The organism is Paenisporosarcina sp. P4_D4 (assembly GCF_056401835.1).
This window is the reverse complement of record NZ_JBFUIO010000057.1, coordinates 1-17,053: the sequence shown is the minus strand read 5'-3', so window position 1 is coordinate 17,053 and position 17,053 is coordinate 1. Positions and strand designations below refer to the sequence as shown.

Genomic DNA, 17,053 nt, shown 5'->3' with positions numbered 1-17,053 from the left:
ATGCAACGCACTTCATGTTTCGAAGCTAGCCTAGCGATGCAACGCACTTCATGTTTCGAAGCTAGCCTAGCGATGCAGAAACAGAAACAGAAACAGTAGCAAACGTTTTTGGCGCAGATTCCTACCCAAATAAAATATGATTAACAACTGTAGAAAACCTAAATACGAAGAGTTCATTTGTAACTAGCATACCGCTAGAAAGAATATGGTCAAAGGAGTTTGACCATATTCTTTGCGACGAGTAACCGCAGGAGCAACCTTATTCTTTGCGACGAGTAACCGCAGGAGCAACCTTATTCTTTGCGACGAGTAACCGCAGGAGCAGCACTTTCGGAGAATGAGACCCACAAGTCTATGGTTTTCATGCTTGTTGGCTCATGCGGAACGTGCGGCCAGCGCAAATGTACGATAATCAATCATACGGTGTTAAAGAGCCAAAAAAAACACACGTTTTACATGTGTGTTTTTTCAAGGTTCATATTTATCATTCAGCAATTTTTTCTAAAAAGTCATAAGGCGTGGTAGCGTTCATGCCAACCAAAGGATGAATCGTCAAATGGTTGGATGCCGTCAATGAAATTTCCTGTTCGTTTTTCTCTGTAAGTTCATCATCAGCTTCATTGTCTTCGCTCTCTACAGTTGGTTCAGTCACAGGCACTGCCTCTTCACTCAATCTTTCCTTCAGTGAAGTCAGTCTTGCCAAATCATCATTGCGCTCAATGCCGAATTTAAAGACTTCAGCATCTCCACACAAAATGAGGAAGTTTTTAGCACGTGTTATTCCTGTGTACAGTAAATTGCGTCGCAGCATTTTCATGTAACTGCGAACGACTGGCATGATGACAATCGGGAACTCACTGCCTTGCGATTTATGAATTGAGCAACAATAAGCAAGAGTCAACTGTCCTAAATCGTTACGCTGATAGGTCACTTCAATCCCTTCGAATGAAACAATCAACATGTCCTGCTTTTCGACATTTTCACTGGCTTTAGAAATGCTGATCACTTCGCCCATATCCCCGTTGTACACTTGGCTTTCCGGCTGATTGACAAGTTGCAGCACTTTATCACCTATGCGATAGATCGTTTCACCGAACACAATTTCCTTGCGTTTCTTCGTGTCATTCGGATTGACCATTTCCTGAATCATTTTATTGAGTGCATCAATCCCAGCAGGACCTTTATACATCGGTGCGAGCACTTGCAATTCTTTTATCGTATGACCTTTTGCCAAGGCACTTTTGATGACTTGTTCAACCACTTTTGCAATTTGTTCCGGCCCAGCTTTAATGAAAGAACGATCGCTTGTTTTGTCGATTAAATTGGTCGGTAACTGCCCTTTTTTCATTTGATGGGCAAGTTCAATTATGGACGATCCGGCAGATTGACGATAAATGTCCGTCAGTTCCACTGTCGGAATTCTCTTAGACGCAAGCAAGTCTTTCAGAACTTGACCTGGTCCTACAGGAGGCAATTGATCCTGGTCACCTACGAATATGACTTGTGCCCCTTCAGGAATTGCCTTTAATAATTGATGGGCAAGCCATGTGTCAACCATCGACATTTCATCGATAATAATCAGGTTGCCTTTGATGTCCCGTTCTGTTTCTTCCTCTTTTTCCTGGCCAGTGAATCCAAGTAAACGATGGATTGTCATGGATGGAAGACCCGTTGATTCATTCAAACGTTTTGCAGCCCGTCCAGTTGGTGCCGCTAAAATAATCGGAAATGGTTCCTGTTTTTTTGCGTATTCTTTTGGATCGAGCGTCAGACCATGCAATTCAGCGTAAACTTCCACAAGTCCCTTGACGACGGTTGTCTTCCCTGTACCTGGCCCACCTGTCAGTAGCATGACGGATGCATTCATCCCGAGTTCAATAGCAGCTATTTGCGTCTCTGCATATGAAACACCTAGTCTTTCTTCAGCATCGCCGAGCGCTTTTCGAATTTCAGAAGTCGGGAAACCTGTTCGTTCTTGTTGTTCCTGAATCAACGTTTCCAGTTTGGAAGCGATGCCCACTTCGGAAAAATATAGCGAAGGCAAATAGAACCGCGACATTTCCCCAGCCAATTTTCCTTCCTCGACTAGTTCCATGCATGCTGTTGAAATAGCATCATATGGGACTTCTTCAAATTGGCTGGACTCCAGCAATTGCTTAACGCTCGGTAAAATATGCTCCGCATGCAAGTAAACATGTCCTTCACTGAGCGAAGCAGCGTTCAATAAATGGAAAACGGCCGCTTTGATTCGGTCTGGGTGTTTACCGGTCATACCAAGTTTGGAACCCAGTTCATCCGCACGGTGAAAACCGATGCCTTCCACGTCTTCAATCAGTCGAAACGGATTTTTCATCAACACGTCGATCGTTTCCTCACGGTAGGTCTGGTAAATCCTCATCGCCAGTTGCGGACCAAATCCCCATTCATTTAATTGAATCATGACACGTTCCAAGCCGAGGTTTTGCTCAAGCGTCATACGAATGGTTTCTTTTTTCTCTTTGGCAAGTCGTGGAACGGCGTCAAGTGCTTCAGGGTCATCCAAAATGATTCGAATTGCATCTTTCCCAAGTTTCTTGACGATCGTTTCGGCCGTTTTACGTCCAATTCCATGAAACAGGTCACTCGACAAATAATGAATGATGCCTTGTTCGGTCTCCGGCACATCTTTTGAGAATGTTTCCACTTGAAACTGGGTTCCGTATTTTGGATGCTGTTTGATCTGGCCGGTAAAACGATACGCCTCTTCATTCATCAAAGGTGGGAAGTAGCCTGTTACAATGATTTCTTTATCTTCATATGTAGAATTTGTTTCGTTGATTTTGAGTTTGACGATGGAGAATAAGTTAGTGGCATTATGAAAAATGGTGACGACAGGTTTGCCTGTAATATACATCGCTTCTTGTTGAAATAAATCGATTTGATTTGGCAAAGCTGTCGCCTCCTAGAATGGTTATTGACTTAATGCAATCATGTCGTACACATAACGTGCCTGTTCGAAATTCGGTTGCAGTGTATACGCCTGTTTCAAATGATACAAAGCATCATTCGTGCGGTCTGTGGATACAGCGTACAAAACGCCCAAATTGTAGTGGGCATCTGCATTGTTCAAGTCTTCATGAATGACATACATAAATTCTGGTTCAGCTTCCTTGAACATCTCAAGAGCTGCCAATCCGATGCCGTAAGACAAGCGGATTTGTACATCTGTTGGCTCAAGTTCAGCTGCACGTTGTAAATAAGGCAGTGCAAGTTTAGGGTTCCCCAATCGTTCGAAGCATTTCCCTAACATGAAGTAAGCGTCAGCACCTTGAATGCCAAACTGAATCGATTTCTCATAAAGCTTCGCCGCTTCTTCGTAACGTTCCTGCTCGTAATATAAATTAGCCAATCCATAAAAAGCTGTCGCTGCTTTTTCATCCAGAGTAATAGCCTTTTGGAAGAAGCGTTCAGCACGTTCTGTTTCATTCATGCGTGCCAGTAAGTTTCCAAAGTTAATATATCCAAGTGGGTTATTCGGCTCTTCTTCAATTGCATTATTGAAATGAACAACAGCTTGTTCATAATCTTTGTTTTGAATGGCTGTAATGCCAAGTTCCAATTCTTTCATCTTCTCACTCCTCGTTCATTAGCCGACGTATGTCAATTTTTTTCCGTTCTTGATGACTTCGTCTATTGTTCCGCCACCAAGACATACATCACCGTCATATAAAACGACTGCTTGTCCAGGGGTAATTGCACGGACAGGCTCTGCGAAAGTAATAACCGCGCCGTTGTTTTCCGTCAATTCCACATCAACTTTTACGTCTTCCTGACGGTATCTGAATTTCGCTGTACAAGAGAACATATTGTCTTTTTTCGAATTCGTTGTAAAACTCATGTTAACAGCAGTCAATTGATCAGAAAATAGCGCTTCGTGATGAATGTTTTGTCCGACCAGCAATTCGTTATTCTCAAGATTTTTCCCTAGAACAAACCATGGGTCTCCAGCTCCACCAATCCCTAATCCATGACGTTGGCCGATTGTGTAATACATCAGACCATCATGACGACCCATAACTTCCCCGTCCATTGTCACCATATTACCCGGCTGTGCAGGCAAGTATTGGCTCAGGAATTCCTTGAAATTGCGTTCACCGATAAAACAAATGCCTGTTGAATCTTTTTTCGCTGCTGTTGCCAATCCAGCTTCTGCAGCGATTTGACGAACCAATTTCTTTTCAAGATGACCAATTGGGAACATCACTTTCGATAATTGTTCCTGATTCAATTGATTCAAGAAATACGTTTGGTCTTTATTGTTATCCAGACCGCGAAGAAGTTGGGTTTCTCCGTCCACTTCCTTGACTTGAGCGTAATGTCCGGTAGCCAAATAGTCAGCACCCAAACTGATTGCATGCTCAAGGAATGCCTTGAATTTAATTTCTTTATTGCACATCACATCTGGATTTGGCGTTCTGCCTGCTTTATATTCTTCCAAAAAGTAAGTGAACACTTTATCCCAGTATTGTTTCTCAAAATTCACTGCATAGTACGGAATGCCGATTTGGTTGCAGACTTTGATGACGTCGTCATAATCTTCCGTTGCTGTACACACGCCGTTTTCATCAGTATCATCCCAGTTTTTCATGAAGATTCCGATGACATCGTACCCTTGTTCTTTTAATAAATAAGCTGCAACGGACGAATCAACGCCACCCGACATGCCGACAACGACACGTGTTTCTGCAGGACTTTTTAGTTGTTGCATCTCTTTCACCTTTTCTACATTTATTTCACAAGTCTATTTAATACGGCGGCAGTTTTCGTTGCTGCTTCCGTTACATCGTCAAGTGTTATTCCATAACCAAAGCTGAAGCGGATAGAATTACGAAGTTCATCCGCATTTTCTCCGAACATTGCGACAAGCACATGGGATGGATCAATGGATCCTGCTGTACAAGCTGAACCGCTAGATACAGAAAGACCAGCCATATCCAAATTCACCAATAGCGCTTCCACGTCCGTCCCTTTGAAGCTGACGTTTAAAATATGCGGAAGAGTCGATTGTACATTCCCGTTAACTTGGAATGCAATTCCTTTGTCTTCCCATGTGGAAATCATTATTTCCTTAAACTGTTGGTACAGTTTTCGTTTTTCATCCATTGACTGCTGTGCAATCGATACGGCCTCTGCGAAAGCAAGTACACTAGGTACATTTTCAGTACCCGCGCGACGTTTGCGTTCCTGCTGTCCACCAAAAAGCTGTGGTGATAATTTTGTGCCTTTTCGCTGATAAAGGAAGCCAATCCCTTTAGGTCCATTGATTTTATGTGAGGAAACAGACAATAAATCCACATGAAGATCATCCACTGATATTGGCATCAATCCGTATGCTTGAACAGCATCTGTATGGAAAGTAGCCTGGTGGTGTTTCAACAATTGGCCAATTTCTACAATCGGTTGAATGGCCCCCATTTCATTGTTTCCAAGCATGATGGTCACTAAAATGGTATCTTCACGAAGTGCTTGTTTAAAGTCTTCCACTGACACAAGTCCATGTTTATTGACAGGTAAATAAGTCACGTCAAATCCTTCTTTTTCTAGCTTTTCACATGCATGCAAAACGGCATGATGCTCAATTTGAGACGTGATAATATGTGAGCCAAAAGATTTACGCGCAAATGCTGTTCCGAAAATCGCCAAGTTATCCGCTTCCGTCCCGCCACTGGTCAAAATGATATCCTGATCTTTCGCACCAATGCTATTTGCCAAAAGCTCACGGGCTTGATCCAACTGTTTTCGGGCTTCCCGGCCAGTCGCATGGATACTTGATGGATTGCCATACGACTGTTCCATCGTGTGGACTAATTTCTCAATGACTTGCGGATGTACGGGCGAAGTAGCTGCGTGGTCTAAGTAAATTCTATTCATGTCGAACTCCTTTTTAAAGGTTGTTCAAAAATCGTTTTTTGAACGCACACTTAAATGTAATACATGTATCCGTCATCTGATGACGTGTCACTGAATTTAGCTAAATCTTCAATCGTGGTAGTATCCAGAACGGTTTTTACGGCATCACGAATGCGAAGCCACAATTCTCGTTGAGGAGGAGCTTCATTTTCAATGCCTTCCACCGGTTGAATCGGTCCTTCCAGTACTCGGATGACATCGCCGGCAGAAATTAAATGAGGTGGCTTTGAAAGCATATATCCACCGTGTGCTCCGCGAACACTTTTAACTAGGCCAGAATTACGAAGCGGTGAAACCAATTGTTCTAAATAAGCTTCCGATAATTCATTGTCTGATGCTATTTGACGGAGAGGTACTGGACCTTCTCCAAATTGTTTGGCTAGCTCTATCATAATCGTTAATCCGTATCGACCTTTTGTCGAAATTCTCACGTTATTCACCCCGTATAATCCTTAAAATCATCTACATAGTATATCACATTTCCGACCAACCGCCTGTGAAATGACTTTTCGTCCGGTAACACGTATACTAGAGAACAAATGTACGAATTTAGGAGGTACTCACGATGCAAAACGAACCACTTGCTTATCGAATGAGACCGCAAAAATTGGATGAAATAGCTGGTCAGCAAGATATAATCGGAAAACACACACCTTTATATAAAATGATTGCGAACGGCCATGTCCCTTCAATGTTGTTATACGGTGAGCCGGGAATAGGCAAGACGTCCCTAGCTTATGCCATTGCCGGTACTAGCAATCTTTCTTTCATCGCACTTAATGCGACACGCTCAGGCAAGAAAGATATAGAAGAAGTGGTGGCTGAGTCACGCGTAACAGGAAAAGTTCTGTTATTCCTTGATGAGATCCATCGTTTCAATAAATTACAGCAAGATACTTTGCTCCCCCATGTTGAAAGCGGTGCAATCGTATTGATTGGTGCCACAACGGAAAATCCATTTCATGATGTAAATCCGGCCATCCGTTCCCGTTGCGGTGAAATCAAACAACTTAAACGTTTGACGGCTGAAGACTTATTGGTATTGATACAACGCGCATTACAAGACGACAAACGCGGCCTGGGCCGACAAAAGATTAATATCTCTGAAGAACAGCAAATGAAAATCGCAGAAGCGGCAAATGGTGATGCCCGAAAAGCTTTGACTCTTCTTGAATCTGTCGTTTCCGCGTCTGACGATGAAGATGGCGTGGTTGTAGTAGACGATGCCTTGCTTCAAAATCTCGTCGATCGCATCGGCGTGTTTGGGGATAAAAAAGGGTCTCATTTTTATAATTTGTTATCTGCATTGCAAAAATCCGTGCGCGGAAGTGACGTCAATGCAGCCATGTATTATTTGGCTCATTTACTTGAAAATGGTGATTTGGTAGCAGTCTCGAGACGCCTTCTTGTCATGGCATACGAAGATATCGGCGTTGCAAATCCAGCAGTTGGCGCGCACGTTCTTGCGAGCATCCAGGCAGCTGAACGATTGGGGTTGCCGGAAGCTCGCATTCCGTTGGCAAATGCTGTCGTGGAAATGTGTTTATCGGAGAAATCCAATTCAGCTTATAAAGCCATTGATGCTGCCATTGCTTCCATTCATGCCGGAAAAGTTGGCGATATCCCGAGCCATCTCAAAGATACACATTATGCAGGAGCAGCTGCACTCGGACACGAAGGATATTTATATCCGCACAACACACCGATTGGATCATTTGGCGGTTGGGTCAATCAAACCTATCTGCCTGACAATTTGATTGGTTCGAAGTATTACAATCCGGTGCTCGCGGGCGAAGAAAAGAAACTCGCGGGTATTTATCAAAAGTTGGAATCATTTAAAGGAAAGAAGACCTGAATCGCCAGCGAGCGGCTCAGGTCTTTTTATGTGTTGTGGTGAAGAATTAGGAGGAAATTGGTTAGTTGCCCCTATAAACGTGAAAGTTGCCCCATTCCGCACAAAAGTTGCCCCTATCGATCGAATAGTTGCCCCTATCCCCTAATTCATCACAAGAAAAAAGGCCACCCCAATTAAACTTGAAGGGTCGCCTTCTCAAATTAATTAGAACGTACGCGTTTTATCGGAATTTCTTTTGTAATATCGTTAATAACCCAGCTTGCTGCCACTAATCCGGCAACAGACGGTACGAATGCGTTCGACGATGGTGGCATTTTTGCCTTACGAATTTTCGCATCCGGCTTACCGACTGTTTCCACCACATCTTCTCGAACGACAATCGGGCTTTCATCAGAAAAAACAACAGGAATTCCTTTATAGATTCCTTCTTTACGAAGTTTTGTACGAATCACTTTTGCCAAGGGATCCGTATGTGTTTTAGAAATATCAGCAATTTTGAAGCGTGTAGGGTCGGTTTTATTTGCTGCCCCCATACTTGAAATGATTTTGACGCCTCGAGCCAGACATTCTTTCATTAAATGGATTTTGTAAATGATAGTATCAGAAGCATCAATCACGTAATCCAAGTTATGGCTGAAGAATTCTTCGTATGTTTCTTCTGTATAGAACATGTGCAAATCATGTACTTCACATGCAGGATTGATGTCCAAAATTCGTTCCTTCATTACTTCGGACTTCGAGCGTCCTACTGTTGATGTATAAGCAACCAATTGGCGATTGATGTTTGTAATATCTACATTGTCTTTATCAACGAGGATGATTTTCCCGATGCCGCTTCTTGCACATGCTTCCGCAGCAAAAGAACCTACGCCTCCAACACCCAAAATAGCGACTGTCGTGTTTTTTAGCAGGTCGACACCTTCAGTACCTATGGCTAATTCATTTCGTGAAAATTGGTGTAACATATGATGTCCTCACAATCTATATCGTTTTAGTCGGGATTGTAATCATTAAAAACCCTCTAGCTTGAAACAAGCTAGAGGGATTATTCATAATGTAGGACGAATCCCAATCGTGCCGTCATTATGAAGCGTATCGTTTTGAACCCGCACACAGCAGGTGGGTATCCACTTTACAACTTATAACGTCCCCTGGGGGCATGTTAGCCATTATAAAAGGAGGATTCCCGACGATATTATTGTTCGGTCAAAAGCGATTGGCAATTAACGAACACATCAGGATTCGTGTTACAAGTATCCTATCATATCTATTTTAGAAATTCAAGCCTCTTATTCACCTGATTTTAGATTTTTCTGAATACTAATTGCCAATGATAAATCTTTCAATTGTTCTTCCGAGACTGGGCTTGGTGCTTTTGTTAAAATATCGCTGGCACTCGCAGTTTTAGGGAAAGCAATTGTGTCACGTAAGTTTGTGCGACCAGCCAATAACATAACTAATCGGTCCAATCCTAATGCAATACCACCGTGCGGAGGTGTTCCATACTCAAACGCTTCAAGCAAAAAGCCGAACTGAGCTGTCGCTTCTTCCTGAGAGAAACCAAGAATACTGAACATTTTTTCTTGCACATCACGTTCATAAATACGCAGTGATCCGCCACCTAGCTCATAGCCATTTAACACTAAGTCATAGGCTTGTGCGCGGACGCTTGCTGGGTCCGTATCCATTAATTCGATGTCTTCAACGAAAGGCATCGTGAATGGATGGTGAGCTGCATAATAACGACCTTCCTGATCGTCATATTCAAATAACGGCCAATCAATAATCCATAAGAAAGCAAATTTGCTTTCATCGATCAATTGAAGTTCTTTTCCTAATTTCATGCGAAGCGAACCTAAAGCATCGGCAACAACCGATTTTTTGTCTGCAACAAACAACAATAAATCTCCTGCTTCAGCGCTTAGTGTTTGAACTAATTTCTCGCCGGCTTCACCTTCAAAGAATTTAGCGATTGGTCCTTTCAATCCTTCTGCGTCGACTTTTAACCACGCAAGACCTTTCGCACCGTAGCGACCGGCAAACTCACCTAACGCATCGATATCTTTTCGTGAATAATTGTCAGCTGACCCTTTGACATTGATTGCCTTCACTTGGCCACCATTTTCAACGGCACCAGCAAATACTTTGAATGAAGAATCCGCAACCAATGCTGATACGTCCTGAAGTTCAAGACCAAAACGGACATCAGGTTTATCAGAACCGAATCGATCCATTGCCTCTGTGTATTTCATGCGTCGGAAAGGCGTTTCAATTTCAATGCCTTTGACGTCTTTCATCATTTTCTTCATCATGCGTTCGTTCATTTCAAGAATATCTTCCATTGACATGAAGCTCATTTCCATGTCGATTTGAGTAAATTCAGGTTGACGGTCTGCACGTAAATCTTCATCGCGGAAACAACGCGCAATCTGGTAGTATTTTTCAAAGCCTGACACCATCAGCATTTGTTTGAACAATTGAGGTGATTGTGGCAATGCGTAAAATTCACCGTCATGCACACGGCTTGGTACTAAATAGTCACGTGCTCCTTCCGGTGTTGATTTCGTAAGGATTGGTGTTTCTACTTCAAGGAATGTTTCTTCATCCAAGAATCGTCGAATCGATTTTGTTACTTCTGAACGCATTTTAAATGTTTCATACATTACAGGACGGCGAAGGTCTAAATAACGATATTTCAATCGTAAGTCTTCGCTGACATCTGATTGGTTTTCAATCGCAAATGGTGGATTTTTCGCTTCATTAACAATGGTCACAAGATTTGCCTGAACTTCGATACGTCCCGTTACCATGTTAGGATTCACTTGTGATTCTTGACGGGCAACTACTTCCCCGCTCACTTCAACGACAAATTCATTACGTAATTTGTCTGCGATAGCCAACGCTTCCTGGGAAATGTCCGGGTTGAAAACAATTTGTACGATGCCCGAACGGTCGCGAAGATCCACGAAAATCAATCCGCCCAAATCACGTCTTTTTTGAACCCATCCTTTTAATACGACTTGTTGCCCAATTGCCTGTTCTGCTACTTCTCCACATGGATGTGTACGTTTTGTCATGCTAATTCCTCCATTGCTCTAGTTGCGATTTCTTCAAATTGTTCAACAATTTCATCGAATGCCAATTCCTGCTGCGTACCATTTGCTAAATATTTCAGTGAAACTTTGCCCGTTTCCAGTTCATTATCTCCGATAACTACTGAGAATTTTGCGTTCAGACGATCGGCCGATTTCATTTGTGCTTTCACTTTACGGTCTAAGTAATCCATTTCCGCTGAAATATTGTTTTGACGAAGTTGGGAAACGAATGAAACGGCTTTATCTTTCGCAGCTTCACCCATTGCTACCACATAAAAGTCGAGTGAATCGCTATTTGTGTACGATTCACCTTCTGCTTCCAATGCCAATAATAATCGTTCGATACTCATACCAAAGCCAATCCCAGGAGAATCTGGTCCACCTAGTTCTTCGACTAACCCATTATAGCGGCCACCGCCACAAAGAGTCGTTATGGCGCCAAAGCCTTCACCTTCACTCATGATTTCAAAAGCTGTGTGATTGTAATAATCAAGACCACGTACTAAATTCGGATCGAGTTCATATTTAATCGATAAAATATCAAGGTAGTGTTTTACTTTTTCAAAATAAGTCAGAGATTCTTCATTTAAGTAGTCCGGTAATTGAGGAGCTGTACCCATTAATGGATTCTCACGGTCTACTTTGCAATCAAGAATACGAAGCGGATTTTTTTGCAGACGGTTTTGACAGTCCGAACAAAATTCTTGGATGTGAGGAGCAAAGTGAGCAATTAATGCATCACGGTGAGCTTGTCGGCTTTCTGTATCTCCTAAAGAGTTGAGAACCAATTTGATTTTCTTCAATCCTGCTTTTTTATAGACATTCATAGCAAGTGCCATGACTTCAGCATCAATTGCTGGATCTTTACTTCCGATTGCTTCAACGCCGAATTGTACGAATTGACGGTAGCGACCCGCTTGTTGACGCTCATATCGGAACATCGGACCCATGTAATATAATTTAACCGGTTGATTAGGCAGTCCGAATAATTTATTTTCTACAAATGAACGTACGACTGATGCTGTTCCCTCAGGGCGTAAAGTTAAGGAGCGATCGCCTCTGTCGGTAAACGTGTACATTTCTTTTTGTACGATATCTGTCGTATCCCCTACACTTCGCGTGAACAGTTCAGTATGTTCAAAAATAGGTGTACGGATTTCCTTATACTGAAACAACCGACACGTATCCCGAATTAATTCTTCAACTGCTTGCCACTTTTCTGTTTCACCTGGCAGTAAATCTTTTGTTCCTCTTGGCACATTAATCGACATATTAATGTCTCCTTTCATGGACAATATAAAAAGCTCCCGCCCCTTGCGCAAAAACGCAAGGGACGAGAGCTAATGTTAGCTTCCGCGGTTCCACCCTAATTGACACAAAAAGCTTGTGTCCTCTCAAGTCCGGATAACGACCGGTTCCGTTTCCGCCTACTGCACCGCGAGGGTATTTCGACGAAAAACCTACCAAGTGTTGTTCACTGAGTGCTTCTGTAGGAAAGATTTCAGCCACGTCTTTCCCTCTCTTAACAGCGTATTAAACAGCTACTTTCTTGGTCATTGGCAATTTGTTTGATTCAGATTATACCTTATCTTAATGACTGTCGTATGAGATGTCAACCTTTTTTCAGAAAGCTATAGTTTTTTCAGCCAACAGTCTTTACAATGTAAAAAAAGGAGGGATTTTATGACAAAATTTCAACTTCGACAAAATCGGCAAATTTTAGTAGCACTATTTTTATTATTATCTCTTATCCTACCTTCATCTATACAAGCTGAAGGTGAAAATGTCCAGTMGACTGTATCAAATTTACATTTACGTTCAGGACCGGGACTTGCCTATCCGATTATTGCTTCTATGGAAATGGGCGATCAAATGCTAGTTCTTGAACAACAGGGTGATTGGTTAAAGGTTCGTCGTGGTACTTCTGAGGGATGGGTTGCATCTTGGTACACGAAGCAATTGGGTGAAAAGAAACAAGCGACCGGACAACTTGTTGTTTCTAAAGTAGATAGATTAAATGTCCGTTCCCAACCTTCGATTGATGCAGCGGTCCTGGCAAAACTTTCTGCCGGCGATCAAGCGACACTGTTGACTGATCATGGAAAATGGGCTGAAATTTCCTTTAATCAAGTTAAAGGTTTTGTTGCGAAAGAATACATAACGGTTCAAACAAACGATTCTAAGCCTTCCAAGCAAAGCGCGAAGAAAGAAAATCAGTTCGAAGTTTCAGTTGATAGTCTTAACGTCCGTTCCAAACCAGATTTAACAGCAAAAAAAGTTGCCAACGTCAATAAAGGGGAACGTTTTAAAATTATTGAAAAACAACACAATTGGGTGAATATCGAACTTTCATCTAATGAAAGTGGCTGGGTCTATTCTTTTTATGGCACATTGACTGCAACTGCCAGTACTGCTTCTTCCGAGAAGCCGAAAAAAGAACAAGGTAGTAAAAAAACGAAAATCAAAAATATCTCTATCGTATACAATGGTACGAATTTGCGTTCCACCCCTGACACATCGGGTGAAGTCGTCTATCGTGCAAATGCTGGCGAATCATTTGAAACAACCGGACAAAATGGAGATTGGTATGAAGTAAAAACGCCAAATGGCACGAAAGGCTATGTTGCCAATTGGGTAATCTCTACCGATGCCTCTGAAAAAGAAACACACCAACAGAAATCAAAATCAAAACGTAAAAAAGGCACATTAAATGGATTAACCATCATTGTCGATCCTGGGCATGGTGGAAATGATCACGGCACTACAGGAGCCAGAGGAACGGATGAAAAAGGAATTACTCTTCGCACATCTGAACTTCTGGCAAGCAAATTACAGTCTGCTGGGGCCAATGTAGTCATGACACGTGATTCCGATGTCTATGTTGACTTACGAAAACGCGTGGCTATCGGCCATCAACTCGCTGCAGATGCTTTTATCAGTGTTCATTATGACGCAACCGATAGCAGTGCGATTAATGGGTTCACTACTTATTACATGCATGGCTATCAAAAAGGACTTGCTCAAAGTGTACATCGATCCCTTGGGAACACAATTTCCTTGCGTGACCGCGGTGCTCAGCCCGGAAATTATCTCGTACTGCGAGAAAATCGTCAGCAAGCGATCTTGATTGAACTTGGTTTCCTGAGTAATCCATCAGAAGAACGTGCAGTGACGACTGAACAATTCAGAGAACAAGCATCTTTGGGCATTTACAATGGAGTCGTCAATTATTTCGATGATCAATTGGAATAGAAAAAAGCTCGTCCAATAAAATTTGGACGAGCTTTTTTATCATTTCCTAAAGATCACTGATATTTTTAGTGCTTTCTGAACATGAGCAACGTTTGATGATTGCGTGGTCCACTATGATCCGCTTAACTGGTTCATTTGGATTTTCCAATAGTTGAATCATGCTTTTTGCCGCCTGATAGCCGATTTCGAAAATATTGATATCAACTGAGGTTAAAGGTGGATGGGACAGTTCAGTAAAAAGCACATTATTGAAGCTGATGATCGACATGTCTTCAGGGACGGAAATATTCATTTCCAACAATGTATTCAAAACGCCAAGTGCAATTAAATCATCAGCCACCACCAAAGCGGTAGGAGGTTCTTCCAGATTGATGAGCTTCCCAATAGCCTCTTGCCCACCTTCACGTAAAAACTGACTGTGTATAATATAATCGTCGTTGCTTTGAAGACCAGCTTCACCTAGAGCTTTTTCAAAACCAAGTAACCGCTCGACCGTCACCACGAAGTTCAGATCTCCACCAATAAAACCTATTTGATTATGACCCAGGCTCAGCAAGTAACTCGTCGCTTCTTTTGTCGCTTTATAGTTATCGTTATCTACATATGTAATTTGCTCCACGTCTTTAAACGGTTTTCCTATTACGACAAAAGGAAAATTTCTTTCCCTCAAATAATTCAAGACTTTGTCTTCAATCCGGGAATATAAAAGGATGACTCCGTCAACACGGCCGCCCTGCACCATTTGTACAACCCCGTAAAAAATCTCTTCATCTGTATTTCCCGTATTGATCTGCAAGGCATAATGTCGTTCATTTGCTCCGTCACTTAACCCTCTCAATACTGTCGGGAAAAATGGATTCTGGAAGAATACATCTGTTGAGTTTGGCAAAACCAATCCAATGACTCTTGTTGACTGATTGGCTAAACTGCGAGCGATAAAATTCGGATGATAGCCTAGCTCATCCATAGCAGCTCTTACTTTAATTTTAGTTTTTTCACTGATTCGAGGGTTATTCGCAATGACCCTCGACACGGTTGAAGGTGCCACATTTGATAGTTTGGCAACGTCTTTGATTGTGATGGCCAAAGCTCCTCATCCTCTCTTTAAGAACTTCATAACCATAATTCATATAAATCTATTATAACGATTGTTGACGAATTAATTTACAAAATAATTGATATTCAAGTGGTTATTTTTTGATTTCGTCTCATAAAGAACCAAAATCCAAAAATGTAGTTTGACCATAATCTTGGCGACGAAGCTGCCCAGCGATGCAACGCACCTTCATGTTTCGAAGCTAGCGTAGCGATGCAAAAGCAGAAACAGAAACAGGAGCACAGGCTTTTAGGTTTTTCCGCAGGAAGGTTTTTTTGTCGCAGATTCCATCACTTTTAATAAAAAATCCACATTAACAGTTAACAAAGCTTATTTATAAAAACATGGGTATTAACCCTTTGTCCCGCCTGCTGTTAGACCAGATACGAAATATTTTTGGAACATCAAGAACAGAATCGCGATAGGAATTGCTACTAATACTGCACCTGCTGCGAACTTTGTGAATTCATTACCAAACTGCTTGGCCACCATTTCGTAAAGACCGACGGCAAGTGTAAATTTCTGATCATCGCGTAGTAAAATCCGTGCGAGGATGAAATCACCCAAAGGTGCGATGAACGAGAACAATGCAACTACTGCAATGATTGGTTTAGCCAAAGGCATAACAATTTGGAAGAAGATGCGCATATGACCTGCACCATCCATTTTTGCCGATTCATCCAGTTCTCTTGGAATGGTGTCCAAATAACCTTTCATCAGATACGTATTCATCGGTATTTGTCCACCTACATACACAAGAATTAATCCTAGATGCGTATCAATCAAACCTGTACGGATGGCTAATACGAAAATTGCGATTAATGCTGCAAAGTTTGGAATCATTTGCAGGATTAAAAATGTCAGCAAGCCATTCTTTCTTCCATAGAAACGGTATCGTGAAAAGGCATAAGCTGTAAATGACACAGAGATAACCGTTAAAACCATCGTAATTACACTTATTTTCATGGAATTCCAATACCAAAGAAGGTAATTGGATTTCTCTGTATCAAACAAGAAATCATAATGTTTGAATGTTGGATTATCGGGAAACATTTTTGAGCCTGATAAACTTTGACCTGGATTTAATGAAGATCCAATAACCCATAGCAATGGATACACAACAATGGCAACCATCGCTAAAATAGCTAAATAAGATAACGTGAGGCGGATGATTCTGCTTTTTTTATTACTCATGTTACATCATATCCTCCTCTTGGAAAGATTTCGTGCGTTTAAATTGCCATAACGCTACGGAGATGACAATGATTGAAAGAATCATGGTGACAGCAGCCGCTTTTCCGTATTGTGCACTGGTCATGGTCAAACGATAGATCCAGGATATGAGGATATCGGTACCCCCGGCATTTTGGCTCGGAATCGCAGGACCTCCCCCGTTGAACAGGAAAATAACGTTAAAGTTATTAAAATTGAATGTATATTGCGTAATGATTATTGGCGCCGTCGCATACAACACTAACGGCAACGTAATCGAGAAGAACTTTTGCATGATGGATGCGCCGTCCACATTTGCTGCTTCATACAATTCATCAGGAATGGATTGAAGAACCCCTGTTGTCATCGCAAAAATGAACGGGAATCCTAACCATGTCTGAATCATAATCAACGCAAATCTCGTCCACATTTCATTCGTCATCCAAGGCAACCCAGCTTCGAGCCCTATTAAGGGAAGGATGGATTTATTGATGACACCGAAAGTTTCGTTGAACATACCCGAGAAAATCAAGATTGTGATGAACGATGGAACAGCCCACGGTAAAATCATGATTGTACGTATGATTGCTTTTC

13 protein-coding genes, 1 other RNA gene and 1 other annotated feature are annotated in these 17,053 nt (G+C 41.9%); of the genes, 2 read left to right on the top strand and 12 right to left on the bottom strand.

Annotated features, from left to right (window positions below; genetic code table 11):
- Positions 1 to 484: 484 nt before the first annotated feature.
- From recD2 to cymR, 5 genes are read right to left on the bottom strand one after another with little or no spacing between them, the layout of a single operon-like run.
- Positions 485 to 2,929, bottom strand: coding sequence for an SF1B family DNA helicase RecD2 (recD2, locus tag AC1DSL_RS12290; protein ID WP_477532383.1), 2,445 nt, complete (start codon positions 2,927 to 2,929; stop codon positions 485 to 487).
- Between the two features lie 21 nt (positions 2,930 to 2,950).
- Positions 2,951 to 3,607: a tetratricopeptide repeat protein gene (locus AC1DSL_RS12285; RefSeq protein WP_477532382.1), complete on the bottom strand. Its 657-nt coding sequence runs from the start codon at positions 3,605 to 3,607 to the stop codon at positions 2,951 to 2,953.
- A gap of 18 nt (positions 3,608 to 3,625) precedes the next feature.
- Positions 3,626 to 4,747: a tRNA 2-thiouridine(34) synthase MnmA gene (mnmA, locus tag AC1DSL_RS12280; protein ID WP_477532381.1), complete on the bottom strand. Its 1,122-nt coding sequence runs from the start codon at positions 4,745 to 4,747 to the stop codon at positions 3,626 to 3,628.
- Between the two features lie 20 nt (positions 4,748 to 4,767).
- Positions 4,768 to 5,910, bottom strand: coding sequence for a cysteine desulfurase family protein (locus AC1DSL_RS12275; protein WP_477532380.1), 1,143 nt, complete (start codon positions 5,908 to 5,910; stop codon positions 4,768 to 4,770).
- 50 nt (positions 5,911 to 5,960) lie between these two features.
- Positions 5,961 to 6,380, bottom strand: a complete 420-nt coding sequence (gene cymR / locus AC1DSL_RS12270) for a cysteine metabolism transcriptional regulator CymR (RefSeq protein ID WP_036659286.1) — start codon at positions 6,378 to 6,380, stop codon at positions 5,961 to 5,963.
- A gap of 134 nt (positions 6,381 to 6,514) precedes the next feature.
- Here cymR and AC1DSL_RS12265 point away from each other — a divergent pair, with 134 nt between their 5' ends.
- Positions 6,515 to 7,804 (top strand): replication-associated recombination protein A, encoded by a 1,290-nt coding sequence (locus AC1DSL_RS12265; protein WP_477532379.1) that lies wholly within the window; start codon positions 6,515 to 6,517, stop codon positions 7,802 to 7,804.
- Between the two features lie 200 nt (positions 7,805 to 8,004).
- On the opposite strand, the gene AC1DSL_RS12260 is transcribed toward AC1DSL_RS12265, so the two are convergent.
- The 4 genes from AC1DSL_RS12260 to hisS form a co-directional block, all read right to left on the bottom strand.
- Complete coding sequence (locus AC1DSL_RS12260) at positions 8,005 to 8,769, bottom strand: tRNA threonylcarbamoyladenosine dehydratase (RefSeq protein WP_477532378.1); 765 nt, start codon at positions 8,767 to 8,769, stop codon at positions 8,005 to 8,007.
- Positions 8,770 to 8,865: 96 nt separating this feature from the next.
- Positions 8,866 to 9,049, bottom strand: a non-coding RNA gene (ssrS, locus tag AC1DSL_RS12255) — 6S RNA.
- A 44-nt stretch (positions 9,050 to 9,093) separates the two neighbouring features.
- Positions 9,094 to 10,881, bottom strand: a complete 1,788-nt coding sequence (gene aspS, locus AC1DSL_RS12250) for an aspartate--tRNA ligase (protein WP_477532377.1) — start codon at positions 10,879 to 10,881, stop codon at positions 9,094 to 9,096.
- The gene (gene hisS, locus AC1DSL_RS12245) at positions 10,878 to 12,170 is read right to left on the bottom strand and encodes a histidine--tRNA ligase (protein WP_477532376.1); all 1,293 of its coding nucleotides are present in this window, start codon (positions 12,168 to 12,170) and stop codon (positions 10,878 to 10,880) included. Before hisS ends, aspS begins: the two co-directional genes overlap by 4 nt.
- A 55-nt stretch (positions 12,171 to 12,225) precedes the next feature.
- Positions 12,226 to 12,465, bottom strand: a binding site (T-box leader).
- A 117-nt stretch (positions 12,466 to 12,582) separates the two neighbouring features.
- Here hisS and AC1DSL_RS12240 point away from each other — a divergent pair.
- Positions 12,583 to 14,151, top strand: a complete 1,569-nt coding sequence (locus AC1DSL_RS12240) for an SH3 domain-containing protein (protein WP_477532375.1) — start codon at positions 12,583 to 12,585, stop codon at positions 14,149 to 14,151.
- A gap of 46 nt (positions 14,152 to 14,197) precedes the next feature.
- Here the strand turns inward: AC1DSL_RS12240 and AC1DSL_RS12235 are convergent, their stop codons facing one another.
- From AC1DSL_RS12235 to AC1DSL_RS12225, 3 genes are all read right to left on the bottom strand, one after another.
- A complete protein-coding gene (locus AC1DSL_RS12235) occupies positions 14,198 to 15,238 on the bottom strand; it encodes a LacI family DNA-binding transcriptional regulator (RefSeq protein WP_477532374.1) in 1,041 nt (346 codons plus the stop codon).
- A 360-nt stretch (positions 15,239 to 15,598) separates the two neighbouring features.
- Positions 15,599 to 16,441: a sugar ABC transporter permease gene (locus tag AC1DSL_RS12230; RefSeq protein ID WP_477532373.1), complete on the bottom strand. Its 843-nt coding sequence runs from the start codon at positions 16,439 to 16,441 to the stop codon at positions 15,599 to 15,601.
- 1 nt (position 16,442) lies between these two features.
- Positions 16,443 to 17,053: ABC transporter permease subunit (locus tag AC1DSL_RS12225; RefSeq protein WP_477532372.1), on the bottom strand; the 611-nt coding region annotated here is incomplete at its 5' end.

Bases quoted from the DNA above. Each gene is read 5' to 3' on its own strand.
- mnmA (WP_477532381.1), bottom strand. From the start codon at position 4,747: ATGCAACAACTAAAAAGTCCTGCAGAAACACGTGTCGTTGTCGGCATG.
- hisS (WP_477532376.1), bottom strand. From the start codon at position 12,170: ATGTCGATTAATGTGCCAAGAGGAACAAAAGATTTACTGCCAGGTGAA.
- AC1DSL_RS12275 (WP_477532380.1), bottom strand. From the start codon at position 5,910: ATGAATAGAATTTACTTAGACCACGCAGCTACTTCGCCCGTACATCCG.
- AC1DSL_RS12265 (WP_477532379.1), top strand. From the start codon at position 6,515: ATGCAAAACGAACCACTTGCTTATCGAATGAGACCGCAAAAATTGGAT.
- aspS (WP_477532377.1), bottom strand. From the start codon at position 10,881: ATGACAAAACGTACACATCCATGTGGAGAAGTAGCAGAACAGGCAATT.
- AC1DSL_RS12230 (WP_477532373.1), bottom strand. From the start codon at position 16,441: ATGAGTAATAAAAAAAGCAGAATCATCCGCCTCACGTTATCTTATTTA.
- AC1DSL_RS12285 (WP_477532382.1), bottom strand. From the start codon at position 3,607: ATGAAAGAATTGGAACTTGGCATTACAGCCATTCAAAACAAAGATTAT.
- AC1DSL_RS12260 (WP_477532378.1), bottom strand. From the start codon at position 8,769: ATGTTACACCAATTTTCACGAAATGAATTAGCCATAGGTACTGAAGGT.